Raw genomic sequence first — 21,164 nt, 5'->3', positions numbered from 1 at the left:
GGATGGAGTTCCTCCAGGTCCTCGACGCCCCGGTGGAGCCGGGGCGCCTCGTCGAATGGGTTCCGAGAGTCGAGGGCGGACTCGGCAGCTGGCATCGTGACGGCCGTTCGCCCTCGCACAACCACGAGCAGCACCTGCGTGCCGCCTTCGAGCACCGGGCCCGCACCCGGCGCGAGGGCGGTCGCGAATCTTGGCTCGGGTTGTCCATCGATTTCGACGAACCGCTGTCGGTGCCCTCGCTCCGCACCGCGATGCTGGGCTGGATCAACCGTCACGAGGTGCTCCGGACGCACGTCGTTCTGAAACACGATCGCACCGAGCGCTACAGCACTCAGCCGGGCACCGTGCGTCTCAAGATGAGCCGGATCGGGTGGTATTCGGACATCGACCTGCTCCTGGAGCAGGTGGCGGGATCGTTCGACCGGGCCACCGCTCCCCTGCACTGGCCCGCGTACCGGTTCGCCACCGTGGCCCGCCGCACGAGCTTCACCCTGCTGTTCGCGGCGGACCATTCACTCGTCGACGGGTACTCGCTGGTCACCGCGCAGTACGAACTGACCGAGTTGTATCGCTCGGCGCGCGACCGGCGTCCTCACGACCTTCCGCCGACCGGCAGTTACATCGACTTCAGCGCGGCGGAGCGCACCCGCGCCGACACCGCCGACGCGTCGCATCGAGCCGTGCAGACGTGGCGGGAGTTCCTGGCCGAGCACGGCGACGTCCCGCGTTTCGTCCCCTTGGTTCCGCCGGCCGACGACTCCGACGACCCGTTCGACGTGGAGCATCCGCCGCAGTCCTCACACAGCGGGCGTCTGCTCGACGCCGCGCAGACCGCAGCCCTCGACGTCGCATCCGCGACCGCCGGCGGCAACATCGTCTCCGCGGTGCTGGCCGCCCTGGCGTTGGCGTATCGTTCCGCGGCACCGGAATCCGAGTTCGCGTGCGTGATGCCGCGGCACACCCGGACCGATCCCGCATGGGAGCACGCGCTCGGCTGGTTCGTCGGGCTGGCGCCGGTCGTGGTCGACGTCCGGGACGACCCCGACTTCGACACCGCCGTCCAACGTGCCGCCGAAGGTCTCGTGACGGGACGGCACGGCGCACGGCTGCCGTTCCTACGGGTCGCCGAGCTTCTCGGCCACACGCCGGCACCGCGTTTCGTGGTCTCGTACATGGACGCGCGCGGCACGCCGTCGTCGGCGTCCGCTGACGACGGCGGAGCCCGGGTGCTGCGGAGCCACTCGTACTCCGGCGACGAGGTGTACATCTGGGTCAATCGGACCACGTCCGGCCTGCGTATGCACTCGCGTTATCCGGCGGAGCAGCCCGGCCCGGTCCTGAAGTTCCTCGACGACTTCGCCGGGCTACTCGCAAGTACGTCGGCGGCCATGTAGAACGAGTTCTCGGATTTCGGGTACGGCTTCTACCGAGCGATTGCTCGGTGGGATACGCTGAATCCCGGAATTCACGGTGGCCGACTCCCGGGCACCGTGTTGAGCGCCACACGTGGAGTCATCCCGCGCGACGCAACAGCCCCCGGCGCCCCGGTGGGCGGCTGCCCTGACCGGGCCGCCCCCGACCGGGTGCCACCGTCCGTCACGACGACGGCCCGCACGCGTGGGCCCGCCACAGGAGAGCCAGTGTCAAGTTCGATCACACAGACGACCATCAAGAAGGTTCTGATCGCGAACCGCGGTGAGATCGCGGTCCGCGTCATCCGCGCCGCCAAGGACGCAGGCATCACGAGTGTCGCCGTCTACGCCGAGCCCGACGCCGACGCGCAGTTCGTGCGCCTGGCCGACGAGGCGTTCGCTCTGGGAGGCCAGACCTCGGCCGAGTCGTACCTGGTGTTCGACAAGCTGCTCGACGCGGCAACGCGCTCGGGCGCCGACGCGATTCACCCCGGCTACGGATTCCTCTCGGAGAACTCCGAGTTCGCGCAGGCCGTCCTCGACGCCGGCCTCACCTGGATCGGTCCGTCCCCGCAGTCGATCCGCGACCTCGGCGACAAGGTCACCGCACGACACATCGCCGAGCGCGCCAAGGCGCCGATGGCAGCGGGCACCAAGGACCCGGTCGGCGGCGCCGACGAGGTCGTGGCGTTCGCCAAGGAGTACGGCGTCCCGGTCGCCATCAAGGCGGCGTTCGGTGGCGGCGGCCGCGGCATGAAGGTCGCGCACACCGTCGAGGAGATCCCCGAGCTGTTCGAGTCGGCGACCCGCGAAGCCGTCGCCGCGTTCGGTCGCGGCGAGTGCTTCGTCGAGCAGTACCTCGACAAGGCCCGTCACGTGGAGGCCCAGGTCATCGCCGACCAGCACGGCAACGTCGTCGTCGCGGGCACCCGCGACTGCTCGCTGCAGCGTCGCTTTCAGAAGCTCGTCGAGGAAGCTCCCGCACCGTTCCTGACCGACGCGCAGCGCGACCAGATCCATTCGTCGGCCAAGGCCATCTGCCGCGAGGCCGGCTACTTCGGAGCGGGCACCGTCGAGTACCTGGTCCAGGGCGACACGATCTCGTTCCTCGAGGTGAACACCCGACTTCAGGTGGAGCACCCGGTCACCGAGGAGACCGCGGGCATCGACCTGGTGCGTCAGCAGTTCCGCATCGCGGAGGGCAAGGAACTCACCGTCACGCAGGACCCGACGCCGCGCGGTCACTCGTTCGAGTTCCGCATCAACGGCGAGGACGCCGGACGCGGATTCCTTCCGGCACCCGGCCCGATCAGCGTGTACAAGGAGCCGACCGGCCCGGGCGTGCGCGTCGACTCCGGCGTGGTGCAGGGTGACGTCATCGGCGGCCAGTTCGATTCGATGCTCGCCAAGCTGATCGTCACGGGTGAGGATCGCGACCAGGCACTCGAACGGTCGCGCCGCGCTCTCGCCGAGTTCGAGGTGGAGGGGCTGGCCACGGTCCTCCCGTTCCACCGCCACATCGTCTCCAACCGCGCCTTCATCGGTGACGGCGAGAAGTTCGACATCTACACCAAGTGGATCGAGACCGACTGGGACAACCCGATCGAGCCGTACACCGCAGGTGAGCCGATCGAGGAGGACGACACAGCACCCCGTCAGAACGTGGTCGTCGAGGTCGGCGGCCGACGCGTCGAGGTCTCGCTGCCGGGCGATCTGAACCTGGGCGGCGGCGGTGCCAACGGTGGCGCCATCCGCCGCAAGCCGAAGCCGCGTACCCGGAAGAAGGGCGGCGTCGCCGCCTCCGGCGACGCGGTGACGGCCCCCATGCAGGGCACCGTCGTGAAGGTCTCGGTGAGCGAGGGCGACACCGTCGCCGCGGGTGATCTCATCGTGGTCCTGGAGGCCATGAAGATGGAGAACCCGGTCACCGCGCACAAGGACGGCACAGTCACCGGTCTTTCGGTCGAGGCGGGAGCTGCGGTCACGCAGGGCACCGTCCTCCTCGAGATCAAGTAGTCATCGACTCGCAGGAACGACGTTCGGTGGAGCCGGTCGAGATCAATGCGGGCGCGTGGTATCTACGCTCTCTGCGTGATGACGACCGGCTCTCCGACGTTCCGGCCCTGGCACTCCTCGGCGTAGCGGACGCGGCCGGGTACGTGGCGCGCGCCGAAGCCGGCTGGGCGGACGAGTCGCTGTTCATCTGGGCGGTGTGCATTCCGACGACCGGCGAGACGGTGGCGCTGATCGGTGTGCAGCAGACCGGCCCCGAGTCCGGCGAGCTGTGCGGCACCGCACGGGACGGATACGCCGCGGCTCTCGAAGCGGGGGCCGGACCGGTCTCACGCTTCGCCGCAGGCGCGCTCGGGCTCGAGACCGCACCGCTTGCCAACGCCCTCCCCTGATGTCGATTCGATGAGCCGTCAGCCCTTTTTTCCGGTTCGCGGGCCGCTACCAGCGAGTACGGGATTCTTGTCACACCTGATTCCGTGGTAATGACCACACAGGACACGGAACAATAACAACAGTCACTCTCCCGACAGCCTGAAGAAAGCAAGGAGTTCTGCGTGTTCCAACGCATCGCGATCGTCAACCGAGGCGAGGCCGGTATGCGCCTCATCAACGCCGTACGCGATCTGAACGCGGAGACCGGACAGAACGTCGAGGTCGTCGCACTGCACACCGATGTCGACCAGACGGCTACATACGTCCGGGAAGCGGACATCGCCTACGATCTCGGCCCGGCGTCGGCCCGCCCCTATCTCGACCTGGCTCTGCTCGAGCGCGCGCTGCTGGAGTCCGGCGCCGACGCCGCATGGGTCGGCTGGGGATTCGTCGCCGAGGACCCGGCGTTCGCGGAGATGTGCGACCGCATCGGCGTCACCTTCATCGGGCCGTCGGGTGCGGCGATGCGCAAGCTCGGCGACAAGATCGGTTCCAAGCTGATCGCCGAGGAGGTCGGTGTTCCGGTGGCGCCGTGGAGCCGCGGACCCGTCGAGGACGTCGAGTCCGCCAAGGAGGCCGCCGCGAACATCGGTTACCCGCTGATGCTCAAGGCCACCGCGGGCGGCGGCGGACGCGGCATCCGCAAGGTGACCGACGACGCCGACCTCGTCGACGCCTACCAGCGCACCCGTGAGGAGGCCGAGCGGGCCTTCGGCAGCGGCGTCGTCTTCCTCGAACGGCTGGTCACCGGCGCGCGGCACGTCGAGGTGCAGGTCATCGCCGACGGACAGGGCACCGCGTGGGCGCTCGGCGTCCGCGACTGCTCGGTGCAGCGACGCAACCAGAAGGTCATCGAGGAGTCGGCGTCGCCGGTGCTCTCCGAGGAGCAGACAGAGGAGGTCAAGACCTCCGCCGAGCGATTGGCCAATGCCGTCGGCTACCGCGGCGCCGCCACGGTCGAGTTCCTGTACCACCCCGGCGAGAAGCTGTTCGCATTCCTGGAGGTCAACACCCGGCTGCAGGTGGAGCATCCGATCACCGAGCTCACGAACAGCTTCGACCTGGTGCGGGCGCAGCTGCACGTCGCCTCCGGCGGGAAGCTGGAGGGCCCCAAGCCCGTCGAACGCGGTCACGCCATCGAAGCCCGCCTCAACGCCGAGGACCCGGATCGCGACTTCGCGCCGGCTCCCGGTCGCATCGCACGCCTCGACCTGCCCACCGGGCCGGGTATCCGCGTCGACACCGGGGTGAGCGAGGGCGACACGATCCCCGCCGACTTCGACTCGATGATCGCCAAGATCATCGCCTACGGCCGTGATCGCAACGAGGCCCTCGGACGCCTGCGGCGCGCGATGTCGCGAACCGGCGTCATCATCGAAGGCGGTTCCACCAACAAGAGCTTCGTTCTGGAACTACTCCGCCAGCCCGAGGTGATCGACGCCTCCGCGGATACCGGCTGGATCGACCGTGTGCGCGACGAAGGCCGCCTGGTCTCCCACCAGCATTCGACCGTCGCGCTGGCCGCTGCCGCCATCGACGCGTACGAGGAGGAGGAGCAGGCCGAACTCGATCGTCTCCTCGTCACTGCGGCCGGCGGACGGCCCCAGGTCCACCACGAGAGCGGCCGTCCGATCGACTTCAAGCTCCGCGGTGCGACGTACCGGGTCCGCATCATCCGGATCGGCGCTCACCACTTCCGGGTTCGCGTCGAGGCGGGAGACGACTTCCGGGTCGCCGAGGTCGAACTCGAACGCTACGACGAGCATGCCGGACAGGTGACCGTCAACGGGACCCGTCACCGCTTGCTCACCGACACCCACGGTCCGATCCACCTCGTCGACGTCGACGGTGTGACGCACCGGGTGAGCCGTGACGAGGGCGGCGTGGTCCGCTCCCCCGCCCCGGCTCTGGTCATCGCGACGCCCCTCGAGGTCGGCGACGAGGTGGAGGCCGGCGACCCGGTCCTGGTGCTCGAGAGCATGAAGATGGAGACCGTTCTGCGCGCGCCGTTCAAGGCCCGTCTCAAAGAATGCGTCGTCTCCGTCGGTGCGCAGGTCGAGACCGGCGTGCCGCTCCTCCGTCTGGAACCGCTCGAGGACGAGGACGCGAGCCAGGGCGCCACCGCGACCACCGCGGTTCTCGACCTCCCGCAGACCGATGTGCCCGCCGATACCGAGACGACCCTCGCCCGCGGCCTCGACGATCTGCAGAGCCTGCTACTCGGATTCGACGCCGACCCGTACGACAGCGGCCGCCCGCTCGAGGAGTATCTGACCGCCCGCGAGCAGGCGCTGGACTCCGGACATCGTGCACTCGCTCAGGAGATCGACCTGGTCACCGTCTTCGCTGACCTCGCAGCACTGAGCGAGCGCCGTCCTCCCGAGGACTTCGAGGAGGAGGGCGCGCACCTGCACAGCGCGCGCGAGAACTTCCACACGTACCTGCAGAGTCTCGACGTCGACGTGGCGGGCGTGCCCGACCGTTTCCAGAGCAAGCTCGCCGCAGCGCTCTCGCATTACGGAATCGAGGAGCTGGACCGGACACCGGATCTCGAAGGTGCGGTGTTCCGCATCTTCCTCGCGCTCGGGCGGGCGACGACCACCGAACCGGTGGTGAACGCGTTGCTGCGTCAGTGGTTGTCGGACCCCGCCCCCGACGAGGAGCTCCACGAGACGGCGGGTGTCGCGGTGGAGCACCTCATCACGGTGACGCAGGCACGCTTCCCCGTCATCGCCGACCTGGCCCGGGGCGTCCTCTACAACTGGTACGGACAGCCGCGTCTGCGCCGCAACCGCGAGATCGTCTACGCCCGGGTCCGGGAGAACCTCTCGTACCTCGACGCCAACCCCGACGCCGCCGACCGCGACCAGCGCGTCACCGACATGGTGCGCAGCACCGAACCGCTGGTCAGCCTGCTCAGCGAGCGTCTGGAGAACGACGAGCTCGACGACGCCGTGATGCTCGAGGTCCTCACCCGCCGCTACTACGGCAACAAGGGACTCACCGGACTCGAATCGCACCGCGACGGTGGCTGCACCTTCGTCGTCGCCGAGCGCAGCGGCTCATCGCTCGCCTCGGTCGCGACCAGCTTCGAGAACCTGAGCACCGCGCTCGCCGGTCTGACTCAGCTGGCTAAGAAGACGGCGTCGATCGACGCCGACATCTACGTGCGGTGGGAGAACCAGCCGGAGGACTTCGGTGGTCTGGCCGCCGCCCTGCACGAGGTGATCAGCGCCCGCGTCCTGCCCGATCAGGTGCACCGGATCACCGCGACCGTGGCCGGACGTGGCACGGACACCATGCACCACCACTTCACGTTCCGCCCGTCCGCCACCGGGATGAGCGAGGACCGGCTGATCCGCGGCCTGCATCCGCACATCGCGCGCCGCATGCGCATGGAGCGGCTGCGCAAGTTCGACCTCACACGTCTCCCCTCGTCCGACGACGACGAGGTGTACCTGTTCCGGGCGGTCGCGAAGACCAACCCGGCAGACGATCGCCTGATCGCGTTCGCGCAGATCCGCGACCTGACGGCCGTCGAGGAGGACGGTCGGCTGCTGACGCTGCCCACCGCCGAGATCGCGGCGGGCACCTGCGTCGACGCCATCCGACGTGCGCAGTCGATGCGCCCATCGCGCAACCGGTTCAACACCAACCGGATCGTCATGTACATCTGGCCGCCGATCGACGTCTCGCCGAACGCGGTCAAGCGGATCGTCTCGCACATCATCGAGACCACCTCGGTCGCGGGCGCCGGGCTGGAGGAGATCCAGCTGATCGCACGGTTGCGGGACAAGAAGACCCGCGAGTTGTCGAAGGTCGAGGTGCGTGTCACCTTCGGCCCGACGGGCGAGCCGATCGTGGATCTGGGCGATCTGTCGGACGAGCCGGTCGAGCCCCTCGACGAGTACCGCCAGAAGGTGCTCAAGGCAGCCGGCCGCGGCACCGTCTACCCGTACGACCTGACCGGCATGCTCGGCGAGTTCACCGAGTACGACCTGGACGGCGACGTTCTGGTCCCCGTCGAGCGGCCCAAGGGCCAGAACTCGGCGGGCATCGTGGCAGGCGTCGTGACGACGCAGACCCCGAAGCATCCGGACGGCGTCACACGTGTGGTCCTGCTCGGTGATCCGACGAAGTCCCTCGGCGCCCTCTCCGAACCCGAGTGCAGTCGCGTGATCGCCGCGCTGAACCTCGCCGAGACGATGCAGGCGCCCCTGGAGTGGTACGCCCTCTCCTCCGGTGCGCGCATCTCGATGACGTCGGGCACCGAGAACATGGACTGGGTTGCGGCGGCGCTCAAGCGGATCGTCGAGTTCACCCAGGCCGGCGGTGAGATCAACGTGGTCGTCGCAGGCATCAACGTCGGCGCGCAACCGTACTGGAACGCCGAGGCGACGATGCTCATGCACACCAAGGGCATCCTGGTGATGACACCGGATTCGGCGATGGTGCTGACCGGCAAGCAGTCCCTCGACTTCTCCGGCGGCGTGTCGGCCGAGGACAACTTCGGCATCGGCGGCTACGACCGCGTCATGGGCCCCAACGGCCAGGCACAGTACTGGGCGCCGAATCTGACGTCGGCGCGCGACGTCCTGATGTCGCACTACGACCACACGTACGTGGTTCCGGGTGAGACGACCCCGCGCCCATCGCCGTCGAACGACCCGATCGACCGGGACGTCTCGGACTACCCGCACCAGATTCCCGACAGCGACTTCACCACGGTCGGCGACATCTTCTCCCCGACTGCCAACCCGGACCGGAAGAAGGCGTTCGACATCCGCACGGTGATGCGGGCGCTCTCCGACCAGGATCTGCCGACCCTCGAGCGCTGGGCCGGCATGGCCGACGCCGACACCGTCGTCGTGCAGGACGTGCACCTGGGCGGTTCACCGGTATGTCTGCTCGGCATCGAGTCCAAGCCGGTCAGCCGCCGCGGATTCACGCCGACCGACGGGCCCGACACGTTCACCGCGGGCACGTTGTTCCCGCAGTCGTCGAAGAAGGCGGCACGCGCCATCAACTCCGCCAGCGGGAACCGTCCGCTCGTGGTCCTCGCGAACCTGTCGGGCTTCGACGGATCGCCGGAGTCGATGCGGAAGGTGCAGCTCGAGTACGGCGCGGAGATCGGCCGGGCCATCGTCAACTTCGACGGACCGATCGTCTTCTGCGTGATCTCCCGGTACCACGGCGGCGCGTTCGTCGTGTTCTCGAAGGCGCTTAACCCGAAGATGACTGTGCTGGCCATCGACGGCTCGTTCGCCTCGGTTCTCGGCGGCGCCCCCGCCGCCGCCGTGGTGTTCGCCGGTGAGGTCGGGATGCGCACGGCGAAGGATCCGCGCGTCGAGACCCTCTCGAAGCGGGCGGCCGACGCGTCGGGCACCGACCGCGCGACCCTGGCAGCCGAACTCGACGAGCTGCGGACGTCGGTGCGTGCGGAGAAGATCTCCGCGATGGCGGCCGAGTTCGACGGTGTCCACGACATCCACCGTGCGGTGGAGGTCGGGTCGGTGGACGCGGTGATCCGTGCGGCCGAGCTCCGTCCCCGCATCATCGAGGCGATCGGCCGCACGCGCGACTGACCGTCAGCTGCTCTGCTGAGTCATCCCCTCGGTCCACGCCTGCATCGGCATCCGGATGCCCTCCTTCTCGAAGTCCTGGAGGATCCGGCCGCGCAGGTACCGTTGCACGCCCCATTGGGCGCTCGGCGCGGTGGTCACCGTCACCCGCAGACTGGCGTGGGTGGCGGTGAGCTCGCTGACGCCGAGCATCACCGGATCGTCGAGGACGTCCGACGCGACGGCATCGTCCTTCGCCGCCCGCAGCGCGGAGCTCAGGGCGACGGTCTGCGCGCGGTCGAGATCGGCGTCCAGCGATACGGGCACCTCCACCCGGGCGACGGCGAAGTCCTGATTCATATTGCCGACACGCTGGATCTCGCCGTTGCGGATGTACCAGAGGGTGCCGTCGATGTCGCGGACCGTGGTGATGCGCAGGCCGACGGACTCGATCTCGCCGATCACCTCGCCGAAGTCGGCGATGTCGCCGACGCCGTACTGGTCCTCCATCATCATGAAGACGCCGGACACGAAGTCCGCGACGAGGTGCTGCGCACCGAAACCGACGGCGAGACCGATGATGCCCGCCGACGCGATGAACGGCGCGATGTTGACGTGCAGTGCCGCCAGAATGGACAGCACCAACCACACGAGGACCACCACGGAGACGGTCGACTTGAGGACCGAGCCGATGGTCTGCGCCCGCTTGGCCCGGCGCACGCTCGCTGACGGACCTCGACGGTTCTTCGCCGCACGTTCCCGGAGGGCGCGGACGGCGCGCGACATGTCGTTGTCGTTCGGCGGCGCCTCCGACTCCATCGCACCGATGTTCTTATCGGCGGACCGGCGCCGCTTGGTCGCGCGGTCGATCAGCCGGAACAGCAGCCAACGGATCACGAATGCAGCGACGATGTAGCACGCGATCCTGATCGGAGTCTCGATCAACCACTGCCGGTTGGTGTCAGTCCATTCGAAGGCAAGGGTGTGAAGCGTCATGTCGTCCCACCGTACGGATCGAGTCTGAGCATCGCGACCGTCCGGCTCTCAGGTCTCCACCTGCGCTCTTCCGCTGGTCCCCTCTCTTCTCTCCTGGCGAGGGCGAGCACGCCGCGCCCGCTTCGCCGTTCTCCGTGGACTAGCGTGGAGATCACACTCGCGGCCACGGTTGCTGCGGCCGCCTGTGGCACCGTGATGACGACTGCAGGGAGCGCTCGATGGGCAGATGGCTGGCAATACTCGGTACGTGGATCGTGGCCGGACTGACCCTTCTGCTGGTATTCGCGTTCTCCGCCTGGTGGCTGTTTCTTACCGTTCCATTGCTGCTAATCGCGCTGCTCGGCACGTACGACCTGTTCCAGCGGCGGCACAGCATCCTCCGCAACTACCCGGTTCTCGGCCATTTCCGGTACCTCCTCGAACTGATCCGGCCGGAGATCCAGCAGTACTTCATCGAGCGCGACACCGACGGCACACCGTTCGACAGGGACACCCGATCGGTGATCTACGCGCGCGCCAAGAACGTCAAGGACGTCGACCCGTTCGGCACGGAGCGTGATGTGAACGCCGTCGGCTACGAGTTCGTCCGCCACTCGATGACCGCTCAGCCCGCACCCGCAGGCGCACCTCGAGTCCGGATCGGCGGTCCGGACTGCACTCAGCCGTACGACATGGCGATGTACAACGTGTCGGCGATGAGCTTCGGGTCGCTCTCCGCCAACGCGATTCTCGCACTCAACGGCGGCGCCGCACGCGGCGGTTTCGCCCACGACACCGGCGAGGGCGCCCTGAGTCCGTACCACCTGAACCCCGGTGGCGACCTGATCTGGGAGATCGGCACGGCCTACTTCGGCTGCCGGACCCACGACGGCCGTTTCGATCCCGAGACCTTCCGCGAGAAGGCCGCGCATTCGAGCGTGAAGTGCATCTCGATCAAGCTGTCCCAGGGCGCCAAACCCGGTTTGGGCGGAGTGATGCCCGGCGCGAAGGTCAGTGCCGAGATCGCCGAGATCCGCGGCGTGCCGGTCGGGCGGACGGTCGTCTCACCGCCGTCGCACAACGCCTTCCAGACGCCGGCCGGATTATGCCGGTTCATCGCGGAGCTGCGGGAGCTGTCGGATGGCAAACCGATCGGGTTCAAGCTCTGCGTCGGTTCGAGGAGCGAGTTCCTGGGTATCTGCAAGGCGATCCGTGAGACGGGCATCGCACCGGACTTCATCATCGTCGACGGTTCCGAGGGCGGTACCGGCGCAGCGCCGATCGAGTTCGAGGACCACGTCGGGATCCCGCTGACTCAGGGCTTGATGACCGTCCACAACGCATTGGTGGGCACCGGGATCCGGGATGACATCTACATCGGTGCGTCCGGCAAGATCACGAACGGCATCGACATCGTGAAGCGAGTGGCGCAGGGCGCCGACTTCACCTTGGCGGCACGGGCGATGATGATGGCCGTCGGTTGCATCCAGGCGCAGAAGTGCCACACCAATACGTGTCCGACCGGGGTGGCGACCCAGGATCCCCGGCGCGCGCGCTCGCTCGACGTACCCGATAAGACCGAACGCGTGTACAACCTGCAGCGCAACGTGGTCGACAACGCGAAGCAACTGGTCGCGTCGATGGGCCTGAGCAGCTTCGACGATCTGCAGCCGTCGATGCTGATGCGAACGGTTCAGGCGAACGAAGCCCGGTCGTACGCCGAGCTCTACGAGTGGCTGAGCCCCGGCCAGCTGCTCGAGAATCCGCCCGAGTCGTGGCGCTTCGACTGGGAGCATGCGCAGGCGGACTCGTTCGTGCTGTCGAGCACCCGCGAGGCCGACACCAGCCTCATCGCCACCCCGGGCCGAACCTGGCTGGCGGTGTAACAGCCGCGATCAGCGGTCCCGACCGCCGCCGCGGGCCGCGAATCCTGCGGCGAGCTGAAGCGCGGTCAGGAGCCGGTCGGCCGGGTCGTCGAGTCGGAGTCCGGACATCTGCTGCGCACGGTCGATGCGGTAGCGGAGAGTGTTGGGGTGGATGTCCAACCGGCGTGCCGCATCACGCACGTTGCCGTGGGCGTCGAGGTACGCCTGCAGACTCGGAACGAGCTGTGAGGCGTGGACGGCATCGTATGCGCCCAGCGCGGCCACACGCGGATCCACCAACTCGTCGCGGTCGACGATGGCGTCGACGATCTCGCCCAGCAGCACCGCGGTGCGTGCCTGCGCGAGCGTGGTGACGCGGTCGCCGCGCGGCATGGACGTCGCCGACAGAACCCTGTCCACCTCGTCCCGCGCCCCGGCCACCCCGGCCAGCCCGCCGACCGGATGAACCACGGCGGCGTGCAGCTGCGATCCCTGCAGCGATGGATCGCCGTCGAACCGGGCCACGAGCCCACGGGCCCACCGGGTGACGGGCTCGACTGCGGCCGCCGGCATCAACAGGTACGCACGTTCGCCGATGACCGCCGTGAGCGCTGACGGCGCGAACGCACTCGCGTGCAGGCGCAGCGAACCGCCGACCGACGCCATCTCGTCGGAGTGTCCGGCGATCGACTCACCGGCGGCCGCGACGCCGACCACCGCTACCGCGTCGTCGGTGGGCCAGCGCAGGTACGCGCCGGCCGACGATGCGTCGATCCCGCCGTGCTCGCCGAGAAGACGCTCCACTATCTGCATCTCGGTCGACGGAGCCTGCATCTCCCGGGTCAGGATGCGGGCCGCGACCGCAGCGGCACCGCGCAGCACCTCGGCGGCGTCGACCGACAACGGCGCAGCCCCTTCCTGTACCCAGATCGACCCCAGGTGCCTGCCCGCGCCGCTGTGCACGCCGACCACCAGTCGTCTGCGCATCGCCTGTTCCGGATGCTCCGGAACATCGACCACCTCGCCGCCCTTGCGGATCGCGTCGAACACGCCCCACTCGCGCAGCAGCGCCAGGTAGACGGTCGGACCCTCCCGCCCCAGGATCGTCTGCACCCGAAGATCATCGGCCGCGCCGTTGGACGGTGAGTACGCGAGCACTCGGGCACTGGTGGCGTCCTCGATCGACACCAGACCACCGGTGCCCTGCGCGACGAGTCCGACGAGTCCGGTGAGATCGACGTCGACCGGCGCGCCGAACCCGGCGGGTACCAGCGCCTCCTGGTGTGCGCGATCCACCGTCGCCTGGACCGACGCCAGTACCCGGTCCCAGCGTGCTCGCACATCCAGCCCGACCAGGGCGACGCCGGAATCCGCCACGAGGTCCCGTGCCTCGTCTGCCCTGCCGAACGCCTTCGTGAGCACAGCCGCAGGCTTCTGCTCGCCCGGCTCGGAGAGCCACGTCCGGACGCTCGCGGCGTCGACTCCGACGAGCAGTGCCAGGTCGGTGGGCATGCTCGTCCCCGACGCCAGGTCGTCGGCGTCCAGGATCGCAACCCGCCCGACTCGGGGCTGCTCACCCGCATCGGTCTCGGTCCAGTGGACCGCGGTGTCCAGTGCTGCGATGACATCCCCCAGTACCGGACCGGTCTGCTGCGCCATGACCGTGAGTGTCGCACTCCACTCGTGCAATCGGACAAGGAACCAGGAAAGAAGTCGTGCATCTGAACGACGAAGGTCGTCGTTTTCAGAGGTCTACTGATGGACATGACGACCACGCCGAGTATCGACGCCACCGATCTGGCCGCACTGGCGACTCGCGCACGTGCACAGGTGACGACCTGGCTCCACGCCGCCGAGGTCCTGCACGCGCCACCGCACGCCTCGGCACGCCGCCTGGCCGCCGTCCTCTCCGATCCGCGAGGCCTCGACTTCACCGTCGGCTTCGTCGATCGCGTGATCGGTGTCGAGGACACGACAGCAGCCGCGCAGGCCCTCACCGAACTCGTCGCCGAGGCGCCGTCGTCACTCGGTGTGCTCGACAGAGTCCAGTTGCGCACCGGGGCCGCCTTGGCCGGACGGTTTCCGCAGGTCGTCATTCCCATCGCGCGCGCTCGGATGAGATCGATGGTGGGTCACATGATCGTCGACGCCCGCAACCGGCCGTTCTCGAAGGCCGTGAAGACCCTGCGCGGCTCCGGCCATCGCCTCAACGTCAATCCGCTCGGTGAGGCCGTTCTCGGCGACGGCGAGGCCGACAATCATCTCGCCGCCGCCCGCGCACTACTGCGCCGCAGCGACGTCGACTACGTGTCGATCAAGGTCTCGTCGGTCGCGTCGCAGATCTCGATGTGGGCGTTCGACGAGACCGTCGACTACGTCGTTGAGCGCCTCGCACCCATGTACCTGGAGGCTGCGGCATCCCGAGCGGGAACCAAGTTCATCAACCTCGATATGGAGGAGTACCGGGACCTGAATCTGACCATCGCGGTGTTCACCCGCCTCCTGTCCGATCCGGCGTTGCACGAATACGAGGGCGGCATCGTGCTCCAGGCGTACCTTCCGGACGCCCTCGGCGCCGTGCAACGCCTGTCCGCGTTCGCTGCCGACCGCGTCGCTCGCGGCGGAGCCGGGATCAAGGTCCGATTGGTGAAGGGCGCCAACCTGGCGATGGAGACCGTGCACGCCGAATCGGCGGGCTGGCCGCAGGTCACGTGCGAGTCGAAGGCCGCGACCGACGCCAACTACAAACTGGTCCTGCACTGGCTCCTCCGTGACGGGGCGATGGCGGGCATGCGCATCGGCGTCGCGGGTCACAACCTCTTCGACATCGCCTTCGCCCATCTCCTCGCCGAGCAGCGCGGCGTCGCCGACCGCGTCGAGTTCGAGATGCTGCAGGGCATGGCGTCCGAACAGGCCGAGGTGGTCAGCACCGACGTCGGTCGCCTGCTGCTGTACGTGCCGACGGTGAAGCCGAGCGAGTTCGACGTCGCCATCTCATATCTCGTGCGCCGTCTCGAGGAGAACGCCACCTCGGACAACTTCATGTCCGGCATCTTCGACCTGAAGCCCGGCAGCGAGGTCTTCGTCCGCGAAGCCGACCGGTTCCGAAGCAGTGTCGACGGGCTCTCGCGAATTCTCACGGACGGCGGTCACACCCCGCCTGGGGCGAATCATCGGCAGGACCGGGCCGCGTACGAGGCCGGGGAACCCCATGCCTTCGATGACGATCGCCCATCGCCCGCACCGTCGCCCGCATCGCTGCCCGCACCGCTGTTGCCCGCCTTCCGCAACGAACCCGACACCGACCCGTCACTTCCCGCCAATCAGGCGTGGGCACGCGACGCGATCGAGCGCGGTGCGGAGCCGGGGTGGCTCGACGCGCAGCCGGTCCCCCGGTCGATCGCCGAGCACGACGTCGACGCACTCGTCGCCGAGGCTCGCGCCGCGGCCACGGCGTGGGCCTCGAGGTCGGCTCGGGAGCGTGCGATCATTCTGTACCGTGCCGCGGATCTGCTGGCTCACCGGCGCGGGCATCTCGTCTCCCTCGCTGCCGCGGAAGCGGGAAAGTCGGTGGCGCAGTCCGATCCGGAGATCTCCGAGGCCATCGACTTCGCTCGCTACTACGCGCATCGTGCACTCGAACTCGACGAGATCGATGGCGCCGAGTTCACTCCCGACCGCGTCGTCGTGGTGACTCCGCCGTGGAACTTCCCCATCGCCATCCCCGCCGGTGGCACGTTCGCAGCGCTCGCCGCGGGTACGTCCGTGATCCACAAGCCCTCTGCCCCGACCCCGCGGTGCTCGATGGCGATCCTCGAGACGCTATGGGAGGCAGGTGTTCCCGACGACGTCCTCCACGGAGTGTTCCCCGACGAGGGGCCCGCAGGCCGACGACTAATCAGCCATCCGGACGTGGACCGGGTGATTCTGACCGGTGCATCGGACACGGCCGCCCTGTTCCAGTCCTGGCGCACCGACCTGCAGGTCAACGCCGAGACGTCGGGCAAGAACGCTCTCGTCATCACCCCGTCCGCCGACCGCGATCTGGCCATCGCCGACCTCGTGCACAGCGCGTTCGGGCACGCGGGCCAGAAATGCTCGGCGGCCTCACTCGCCATTCTGGTCGGCAGCGTCTACGAGTCGGCGCGTTTTCGACGCCAGTTGGTGGACGCCGCGTCCTCGATCGTCACCGACTGGCCCACCAACCTGTCGTCGACCGTGGGACCGCTGACCGAGGCCCCGAGCGACAAGCTCATCCGTGCCCTGACGACTCTGGAACCTGGTGAGACCTGGCTGCTGAAACCGCGTCGACTCGACGGCACCGGACGGCTCTGGTCCCCGGGAATCAAGGACGGTGTCTCACCTGGGTCGTTCTTCCATCTCACCGAGTGCTTCGGCCCGGTCCTCGGGCTCATGCGCGCCGACGACCTGGATGATGCGATCGACCTGCAGAACCGGCCCGACTTCGGCCTCACTGCCGGCCTCCACTCACTCGAGCCCCGGGAGGTCCGCACGTGGCTGGACCGCGTGCAGGCGGGCAACCTCTATGTGAACCGCGGCATCACGGGCGCGATCGTTCGGCGGCAGCCGTTCGGCGGCTGGAAGCGATCGTCGGTCGGCCTCGGGTCCAAGGCTGGTGGACCGAACTACCTGATGCTGATGGGCACGTGGACGGACGACCCGACTCCGCGGGCTGCGGCTGCCCCCGCCCTGCCCGTCGTCGCGGACTTCGCCGGCGAGGCCGGCCATGCACTCGAGTCCGCGGACGCGCAGTGGCTGACAACCGCCCTCGCCGACGACGACCGGGCATGGCACGCGGAGTTCGGGACGCCGCGGGACGAGACCGGACTCAGCGGCGAGGCGAATGTGTTCCGCTACTGCCGCTCTCGCGTGCTGCTCCGGGTGTCGGCCGACGCGTCAGCGGCGCACACCGCCCGTCTGATCGCGGCGGCACTGCGCGCGAATGCCGACATCACGATCTCCGTCGCTCCGGGGCTCCGGATCGCCACCGCGCACGTACTGCAGGCTGCCGCGCGGGCGGGCCTCGATGTGCAGGAAGCCGACGACCACGCATTTCGGTCCTCGCTGACGACCACCACCGTGCCGCGTATCCGGACGGTGGGCTCTGTGCCGTCACCGATCCGCGAGGCGATAGCCGCGCGCCCCGATGTGGCGCTCCTGGACGACGCCGTCACCTCGTCGGGGCGAGTGGAGCTGCGCTACTGGCTGGCCGAGCAGGCGGTGTCGATGACCCTTCATCGATTCGGCAATCCGAATCACGCGTTCCACGAGCTGGCAGCCGCGTTATGCTCACCCGCATGCCCTCGCCCCGGGGGAATCTCCATCTCGTCTCCAGCCGACCACTGAGGGAGTTCCGATGTCCATAGAGTCCGACGGCAATGCGTTTCAGATCTTCGCCGTCGTCCTGTATTTCGCCGCCATGCTCGGCATCGGCTGGTACGCGTACCGGAAGACCCGGAGCAACCTCGACGGTTACATGCTGGCCGATCGCGGACTCAAACCGTGGATCGCGGCGCTGTCGGCCGGCGCATCGGACATGTCAGGCTGGCTGCTCATGGGGCTGCCCGGTGCGATGTACCTGTCCGGGCTCTCCGAAGCCTGGATCATGATCGGCCTGCTCGTCGGCGCATGGGCGAACTGGAAGATGTCCGCTCCGCGCCTGCGCGCGTACACCGAGGTCGCCGGAAACTCGATCACCATCCCGAGCTTCTTCGAGCACCGGCTCCGCGACTCGTCTCGGATCCTCCGCATCACGTGCGGAGTCATCATCCTGGTGTTCTTCACCTTCTACGTGTCGAGCGGCATGGTGGCGTCCGGCAAGTTCTTCGACAGCGCATTCGGCGTCGACTACACGCTCGGCATGCTGATCGTTGCGGCGATCACCATGCTGTACACCCTGTTCGGCGGTTTCCTCGGAGCCTCCCTCACCGACGTCGCGCAGGGTGTCCTCGTCGTCATCGCCCTTCTCGCCGTCCCCATCATCGGCATCATCAACCTTGGCGGCATCGGTGCGACGCTCGACGGCGTCCGCTCCGTCGATCCCACTCACCTGAGCTTCTTCGCAGGCAGTTCGGCGATCGCCATCATCTCCTCGGCCGCATGGGGTCTGGGCTACTTCGGCCAACCGCACATCATCGTCCGCTTCATGGCACTGCGCTCTCCGGCCGAAGCCGGCGTCGCGCGCCGCATCGGCATCGGCTGGATGTTCTTGTGTGCGATCGGCGCCGTCGGCACCGCCCTGGTCGGGATCGCGTACTTCGCCGAGCACACCGCCGAAGCCCCCGACGACGCCGAGACGGTGTTCCTGGCGTTGTCGCAGATCCTGTTCCACCCGTTCATCGCAGGTCTCGTTCTCGCCGCCGTCCTGGCCGCGATCATGTCCACCATCTCGTCACAGCTCATCGTGTGCTCATCGGCTCTGATCGAGGATCTCTACAAGCTGGTTGCCGAGAAGTCGGGCCGAGGCCGCGACCTCGCGGAGATCACCTACGTCCGCCTCGGCCGAATCGGCGTGCTCGGCATCGCGATCATCGCCGCACTGCTGGCGCTGTCGCCGTCGAACAGCATTCTGGATCTGGTGGCCTTCGCCTGGGCCGGGTTCGGTTCGGCGTTCGGCCCGACGGTCGTCATGTCGTTGTACTGGCGCCGGCTCACCCGTTGGGGCGCTCTGGCGGGCATCATCGTCGGCGCCGTCGTCGCCTACGCGTGGGGTCAGTCGTGGCTCACTTGGGGCGAGTCCTGGCTCAACGACGTCTACGAGATCATTCCGGGTGTGGCCGCCAGCATCATCGCGGCGGTGATCGTCAGCCTGGCGACCTATCGCCCGAACGCGGAGATCGACGACGAGTTCGACACGGCGAAGGCCCTCGCGAAGGCGCCGGGCCGACCGGTCGCCGAAGCAGTGGGCTGATACCGCCCGGACCGGGCCCCCGTCGTCCCGGTTGACGGTCGTCCCGGTTGACGGTCGTCCCGGTTGACGGTCGTCCCGGTGACGGTGCACAACGCACCGCCACCGGGCGTGCGTCAGCCTCGGACCAGCCCCTTGGCGACGTGCGTCACCTGGATCTCGTTCGATCCGGCGTAGATCATCAACGACTTCGCGTCGCGTGCGAGCTGCTCCACCCGGTACTCGGCCATGTACCCGTTGCCACCGAACAGCTGGACGGCCTCCATCGCCACCTCGGTCGCCGCGCGTGACGAGTACAGCTTCATGGCCGACGCCTGAGCCAGGCTCGGCGGCTTGCCCGCCTGGGCCGCCTCGATCGCGACGAACAGCATGTTCTGCACGTTCAGGCGGGCGATCTCCATCTCCGCGAGCTTGAGCTGGATGAGCTGGAACTTGGCGATCTCCTGTCCCCAGAGAGTGCGCTCCTTGGCGTACTCGATCGACAGACGCTGGGCTTCGTTGATGATTCCCAACGACAATGCCGCGATGCCGATGCGCTCCGCCGTGAATCCGGCCTTCGCGTTGTCGCCCCCGCTCTTGTCCTTACCGGTGTCCTCGGTCTCGCCGAGGAGACGATCGCGGGAGAGGCGAACGCCGTCGAAGAAGAGCTCACCTGTCGGCGAGCTCATCATGCCCATCTTCTTGAAGGGCTTGCCGAGCGTTAGCCCCTCCATACCGGCATCGAGCACGAAGGTGAGGACCTTGCGGTCGCGCATCGGGGTGCCGTCGCCCTCGTCGAGCTTGGCGAACACCACGATCGTGTCGGCGTAGGGCCCGTTGGTGATGAAGGTCTTGTTGCCGCGCAGGATGTAGTCGTCGCCGTCACGACGCACCGTCGTCTTCATGCCGCCGAGCGCGTCCGAGCCGCTGTCCGGCTCGGTGATCGCCCACGCGCCCACCTTGCGCATGGTGACCAGGTCGGGCAGCCAACGTCGCTTCTGCTCGAGGGTCCCGCGGCTGCGGATCGTCGAGACCGCAAGGCCCAGCGACACCCCCATCGAGGAGATCAGGCCGAGGCTCACGCCCGCCATCTCCATGTTGAGGATGAGGAACATCGTGTTCGCCAGCGTGTTGGAGCCACCGCCCGACTTCTTCTCCTCGCCCGCTTCCTGGGCCGCGAGGTCCTTCTCCAGGTTCTCGGAGTTCATGGCGTCCATACCGAACGTGGACAGCAGCTTGCGAATGATGTCGTACGGCGGGAGCTGGCCGCTCTCCAGCTCGTCGACGTGAGGCCGGACCTCTTTGTCGATGAATCCGCGGACGGCGTCACGGACCATCAGGTCTTCGTCGGACCACTCGAACATGGAACCTCCAAGAAATTGCAACGTGTTCTACTTTGCTCACGACTGTAACCCCACACCTCGTGGCATGGCACCCCGCGGGTGCGTGAACCGCTCACCAGGGAGTCGCGTCGGTCCGCTTCGTCGCGATGTCGAGCCAGTGCTACGAAGGTTCCGGCACCCGGACCATCGAACCCGGGTGCACCCTGACACCGAAGAACTCCTCGGCCGACGCGCACAGCATCGCCTGAGCCACCGGTGAAGCCACGACGAGGATGCACCCGTCGTCATGCGCCGCGAGCGCTGCCCGGACGCGCGCCACGAAGTCGGCGACGGCCTCGCCCCCGTGCGGCGCGCCTTCGGGGTGGCCGAACCACGCGGCCAGTTCGTCCTGATCCACCGACTCCGGCCCCCGTCCGAACCACCGGCCGACGTCGAGGGAGAGCAATGCCGGGTCGACGTCGAACGGTCGGCCCAGCAGTCCAGCGGTCTGCCGGACCGATGCCTCCGGACCGGCCACCACGCATGCCTCCGCGGGGAGCCCCGATCTCAGCGCTCCGGCGTCGCGTCTGCCCCGCGCGTCGAGATCGTCGTTCTCGCCGCCGAACCGGACTGCTCGATTGGGCGCAGTCCGGCCGGCGACGACGATCGTGTGCACC

11 protein-coding genes are annotated in these 21,164 nt (G+C 68.1%); 7 read left to right on the top strand and 4 right to left on the bottom strand.

Translation table 11 applies throughout. The features are described 5' to 3' along the window. Positions 1 to 2: 2 nt before the first annotated feature. From FO044_RS04525 to FO044_RS04510, 4 genes are all read left to right on the top strand, one after another. A complete protein-coding gene (locus FO044_RS04525; protein ID WP_132993908.1) occupies positions 3 to 1,394 on the top strand; it encodes a condensation domain-containing protein in 1,392 nt (463 codons plus the stop codon). A 246-nt stretch (positions 1,395 to 1,640) separates the two neighbouring features. Further along, positions 1,641 to 3,428, top strand: a complete 1,788-nt coding sequence (locus tag FO044_RS04520; RefSeq protein ID WP_132993909.1) for an acetyl/propionyl/methylcrotonyl-CoA carboxylase subunit alpha — start codon at positions 1,641 to 1,643, stop codon at positions 3,426 to 3,428. 26 nt (positions 3,429 to 3,454) lie between these two features. Further along, positions 3,455 to 3,817 (top strand): hypothetical protein, encoded by a 363-nt coding sequence (locus FO044_RS04515; RefSeq protein ID WP_132993910.1) that lies wholly within the window; start codon positions 3,455 to 3,457, stop codon positions 3,815 to 3,817. 162 nt (positions 3,818 to 3,979) lie between these two features. Continuing rightward, positions 3,980 to 9,442, top strand: coding sequence for an ATP-binding protein (locus FO044_RS04510; protein ID WP_143965358.1), 5,463 nt, complete (start codon positions 3,980 to 3,982; stop codon positions 9,440 to 9,442). Positions 9,443 to 9,445: 3 nt separating this feature from the next. On the opposite strand, the gene FO044_RS04505 is transcribed toward FO044_RS04510, so the two are convergent. Continuing rightward, positions 9,446 to 10,414, bottom strand: coding sequence for a mechanosensitive ion channel family protein (locus tag FO044_RS04505; protein WP_132993912.1), 969 nt, complete (start codon positions 10,412 to 10,414; stop codon positions 9,446 to 9,448). 218 nt (positions 10,415 to 10,632) lie between these two features. On the opposite strand from FO044_RS04505, the gene FO044_RS04500 reads away from it, so the two are divergent. Then, complete coding sequence (locus FO044_RS04500; protein ID WP_132993913.1) at positions 10,633 to 12,279, top strand: FMN-binding glutamate synthase family protein; 1,647 nt, start codon at positions 10,633 to 10,635, stop codon at positions 12,277 to 12,279. 9 nt (positions 12,280 to 12,288) lie between these two features. Here the strand turns inward: FO044_RS04500 and FO044_RS04495 are convergent, their stop codons facing one another. After that, positions 12,289 to 13,917, bottom strand: a complete 1,629-nt coding sequence (locus FO044_RS04495; protein ID WP_132993914.1) for a PucR family transcriptional regulator — start codon at positions 13,915 to 13,917, stop codon at positions 12,289 to 12,291. A gap of 105 nt (positions 13,918 to 14,022) precedes the next feature. Between FO044_RS04495 and FO044_RS04490 the strand changes: the two genes are divergently transcribed. Together FO044_RS04490 and putP are read left to right on the top strand one after the other, a co-directional pair. After that, positions 14,023 to 17,625 carry a bifunctional proline dehydrogenase/L-glutamate gamma-semialdehyde dehydrogenase gene (locus FO044_RS04490; RefSeq protein ID WP_132994117.1) on the top strand — a complete coding sequence of 1,201 codons (3,603 nt, stop codon included), beginning with the start codon at positions 14,023 to 14,025 and terminating at the stop codon, positions 17,623 to 17,625. A 10-nt stretch (positions 17,626 to 17,635) separates the two neighbouring features. Next, the gene (putP, locus tag FO044_RS04485) at positions 17,636 to 19,189 is read left to right on the top strand and encodes a sodium/proline symporter PutP (protein ID WP_132993915.1); all 1,554 of its coding nucleotides are present in this window, start codon (positions 17,636 to 17,638) and stop codon (positions 19,187 to 19,189) included. Between the two features lie 113 nt (positions 19,190 to 19,302). Here putP and FO044_RS04480 read toward each other — a convergent pair whose 3' ends face one another. Next, positions 19,303 to 20,529, bottom strand: a complete 1,227-nt coding sequence (locus FO044_RS04480; protein WP_132993916.1) for an acyl-CoA dehydrogenase family protein — start codon at positions 20,527 to 20,529, stop codon at positions 19,303 to 19,305. Positions 20,530 to 20,668: 139 nt separating this feature from the next. Further along, positions 20,669 to 21,163 (bottom strand): histidine phosphatase family protein, encoded by a 495-nt coding sequence (locus FO044_RS04475; RefSeq protein ID WP_132993917.1) that lies wholly within the window; start codon positions 21,161 to 21,163, stop codon positions 20,669 to 20,671. Position 21,164 lies beyond the last annotated feature (1 nt).

The organism is Gordonia zhaorongruii (assembly GCF_007559005.1).
In the GTDB taxonomy this organism is placed as follows: Bacteria; Actinomycetota; Actinomycetes; order Mycobacteriales; family Mycobacteriaceae; genus Gordonia; species Gordonia zhaorongruii.
Note: the sequence above shows the minus strand (reverse complement) of the source record. Positions and strands in the feature narration are given on the sequence as shown.

Coding starts and splice junctions, on each gene's coding strand:
- FO044_RS04525 (WP_132993908.1), top strand. CDS start 3: ATGGAGTTCCTCCAGGTCCTCGACGCCCCGGTGGAGCCGGGGCGCCTC.
- FO044_RS04505 (WP_132993912.1), bottom strand. CDS start 10,414: ATGACGCTTCACACCCTTGCCTTCGAATGGACTGACACCAACCGGCAG.
- FO044_RS04500 (WP_132993913.1), top strand. CDS start 10,633: ATGGGCAGATGGCTGGCAATACTCGGTACGTGGATCGTGGCCGGACTG.
- FO044_RS04495 (WP_132993914.1), bottom strand. CDS start 13,917: ATGGCGCAGCAGACCGGTCCGGTACTGGGGGATGTCATCGCAGCACTG.
- FO044_RS04490 (WP_132994117.1), top strand. CDS start 14,023: ATGACGACCACGCCGAGTATCGACGCCACCGATCTGGCCGCACTGGCG.
- putP (WP_132993915.1), top strand. CDS start 17,636: ATGTCCATAGAGTCCGACGGCAATGCGTTTCAGATCTTCGCCGTCGTC.
- FO044_RS04480 (WP_132993916.1), bottom strand. CDS start 20,529: ATGTTCGAGTGGTCCGACGAAGACCTGATGGTCCGTGACGCCGTCCGC.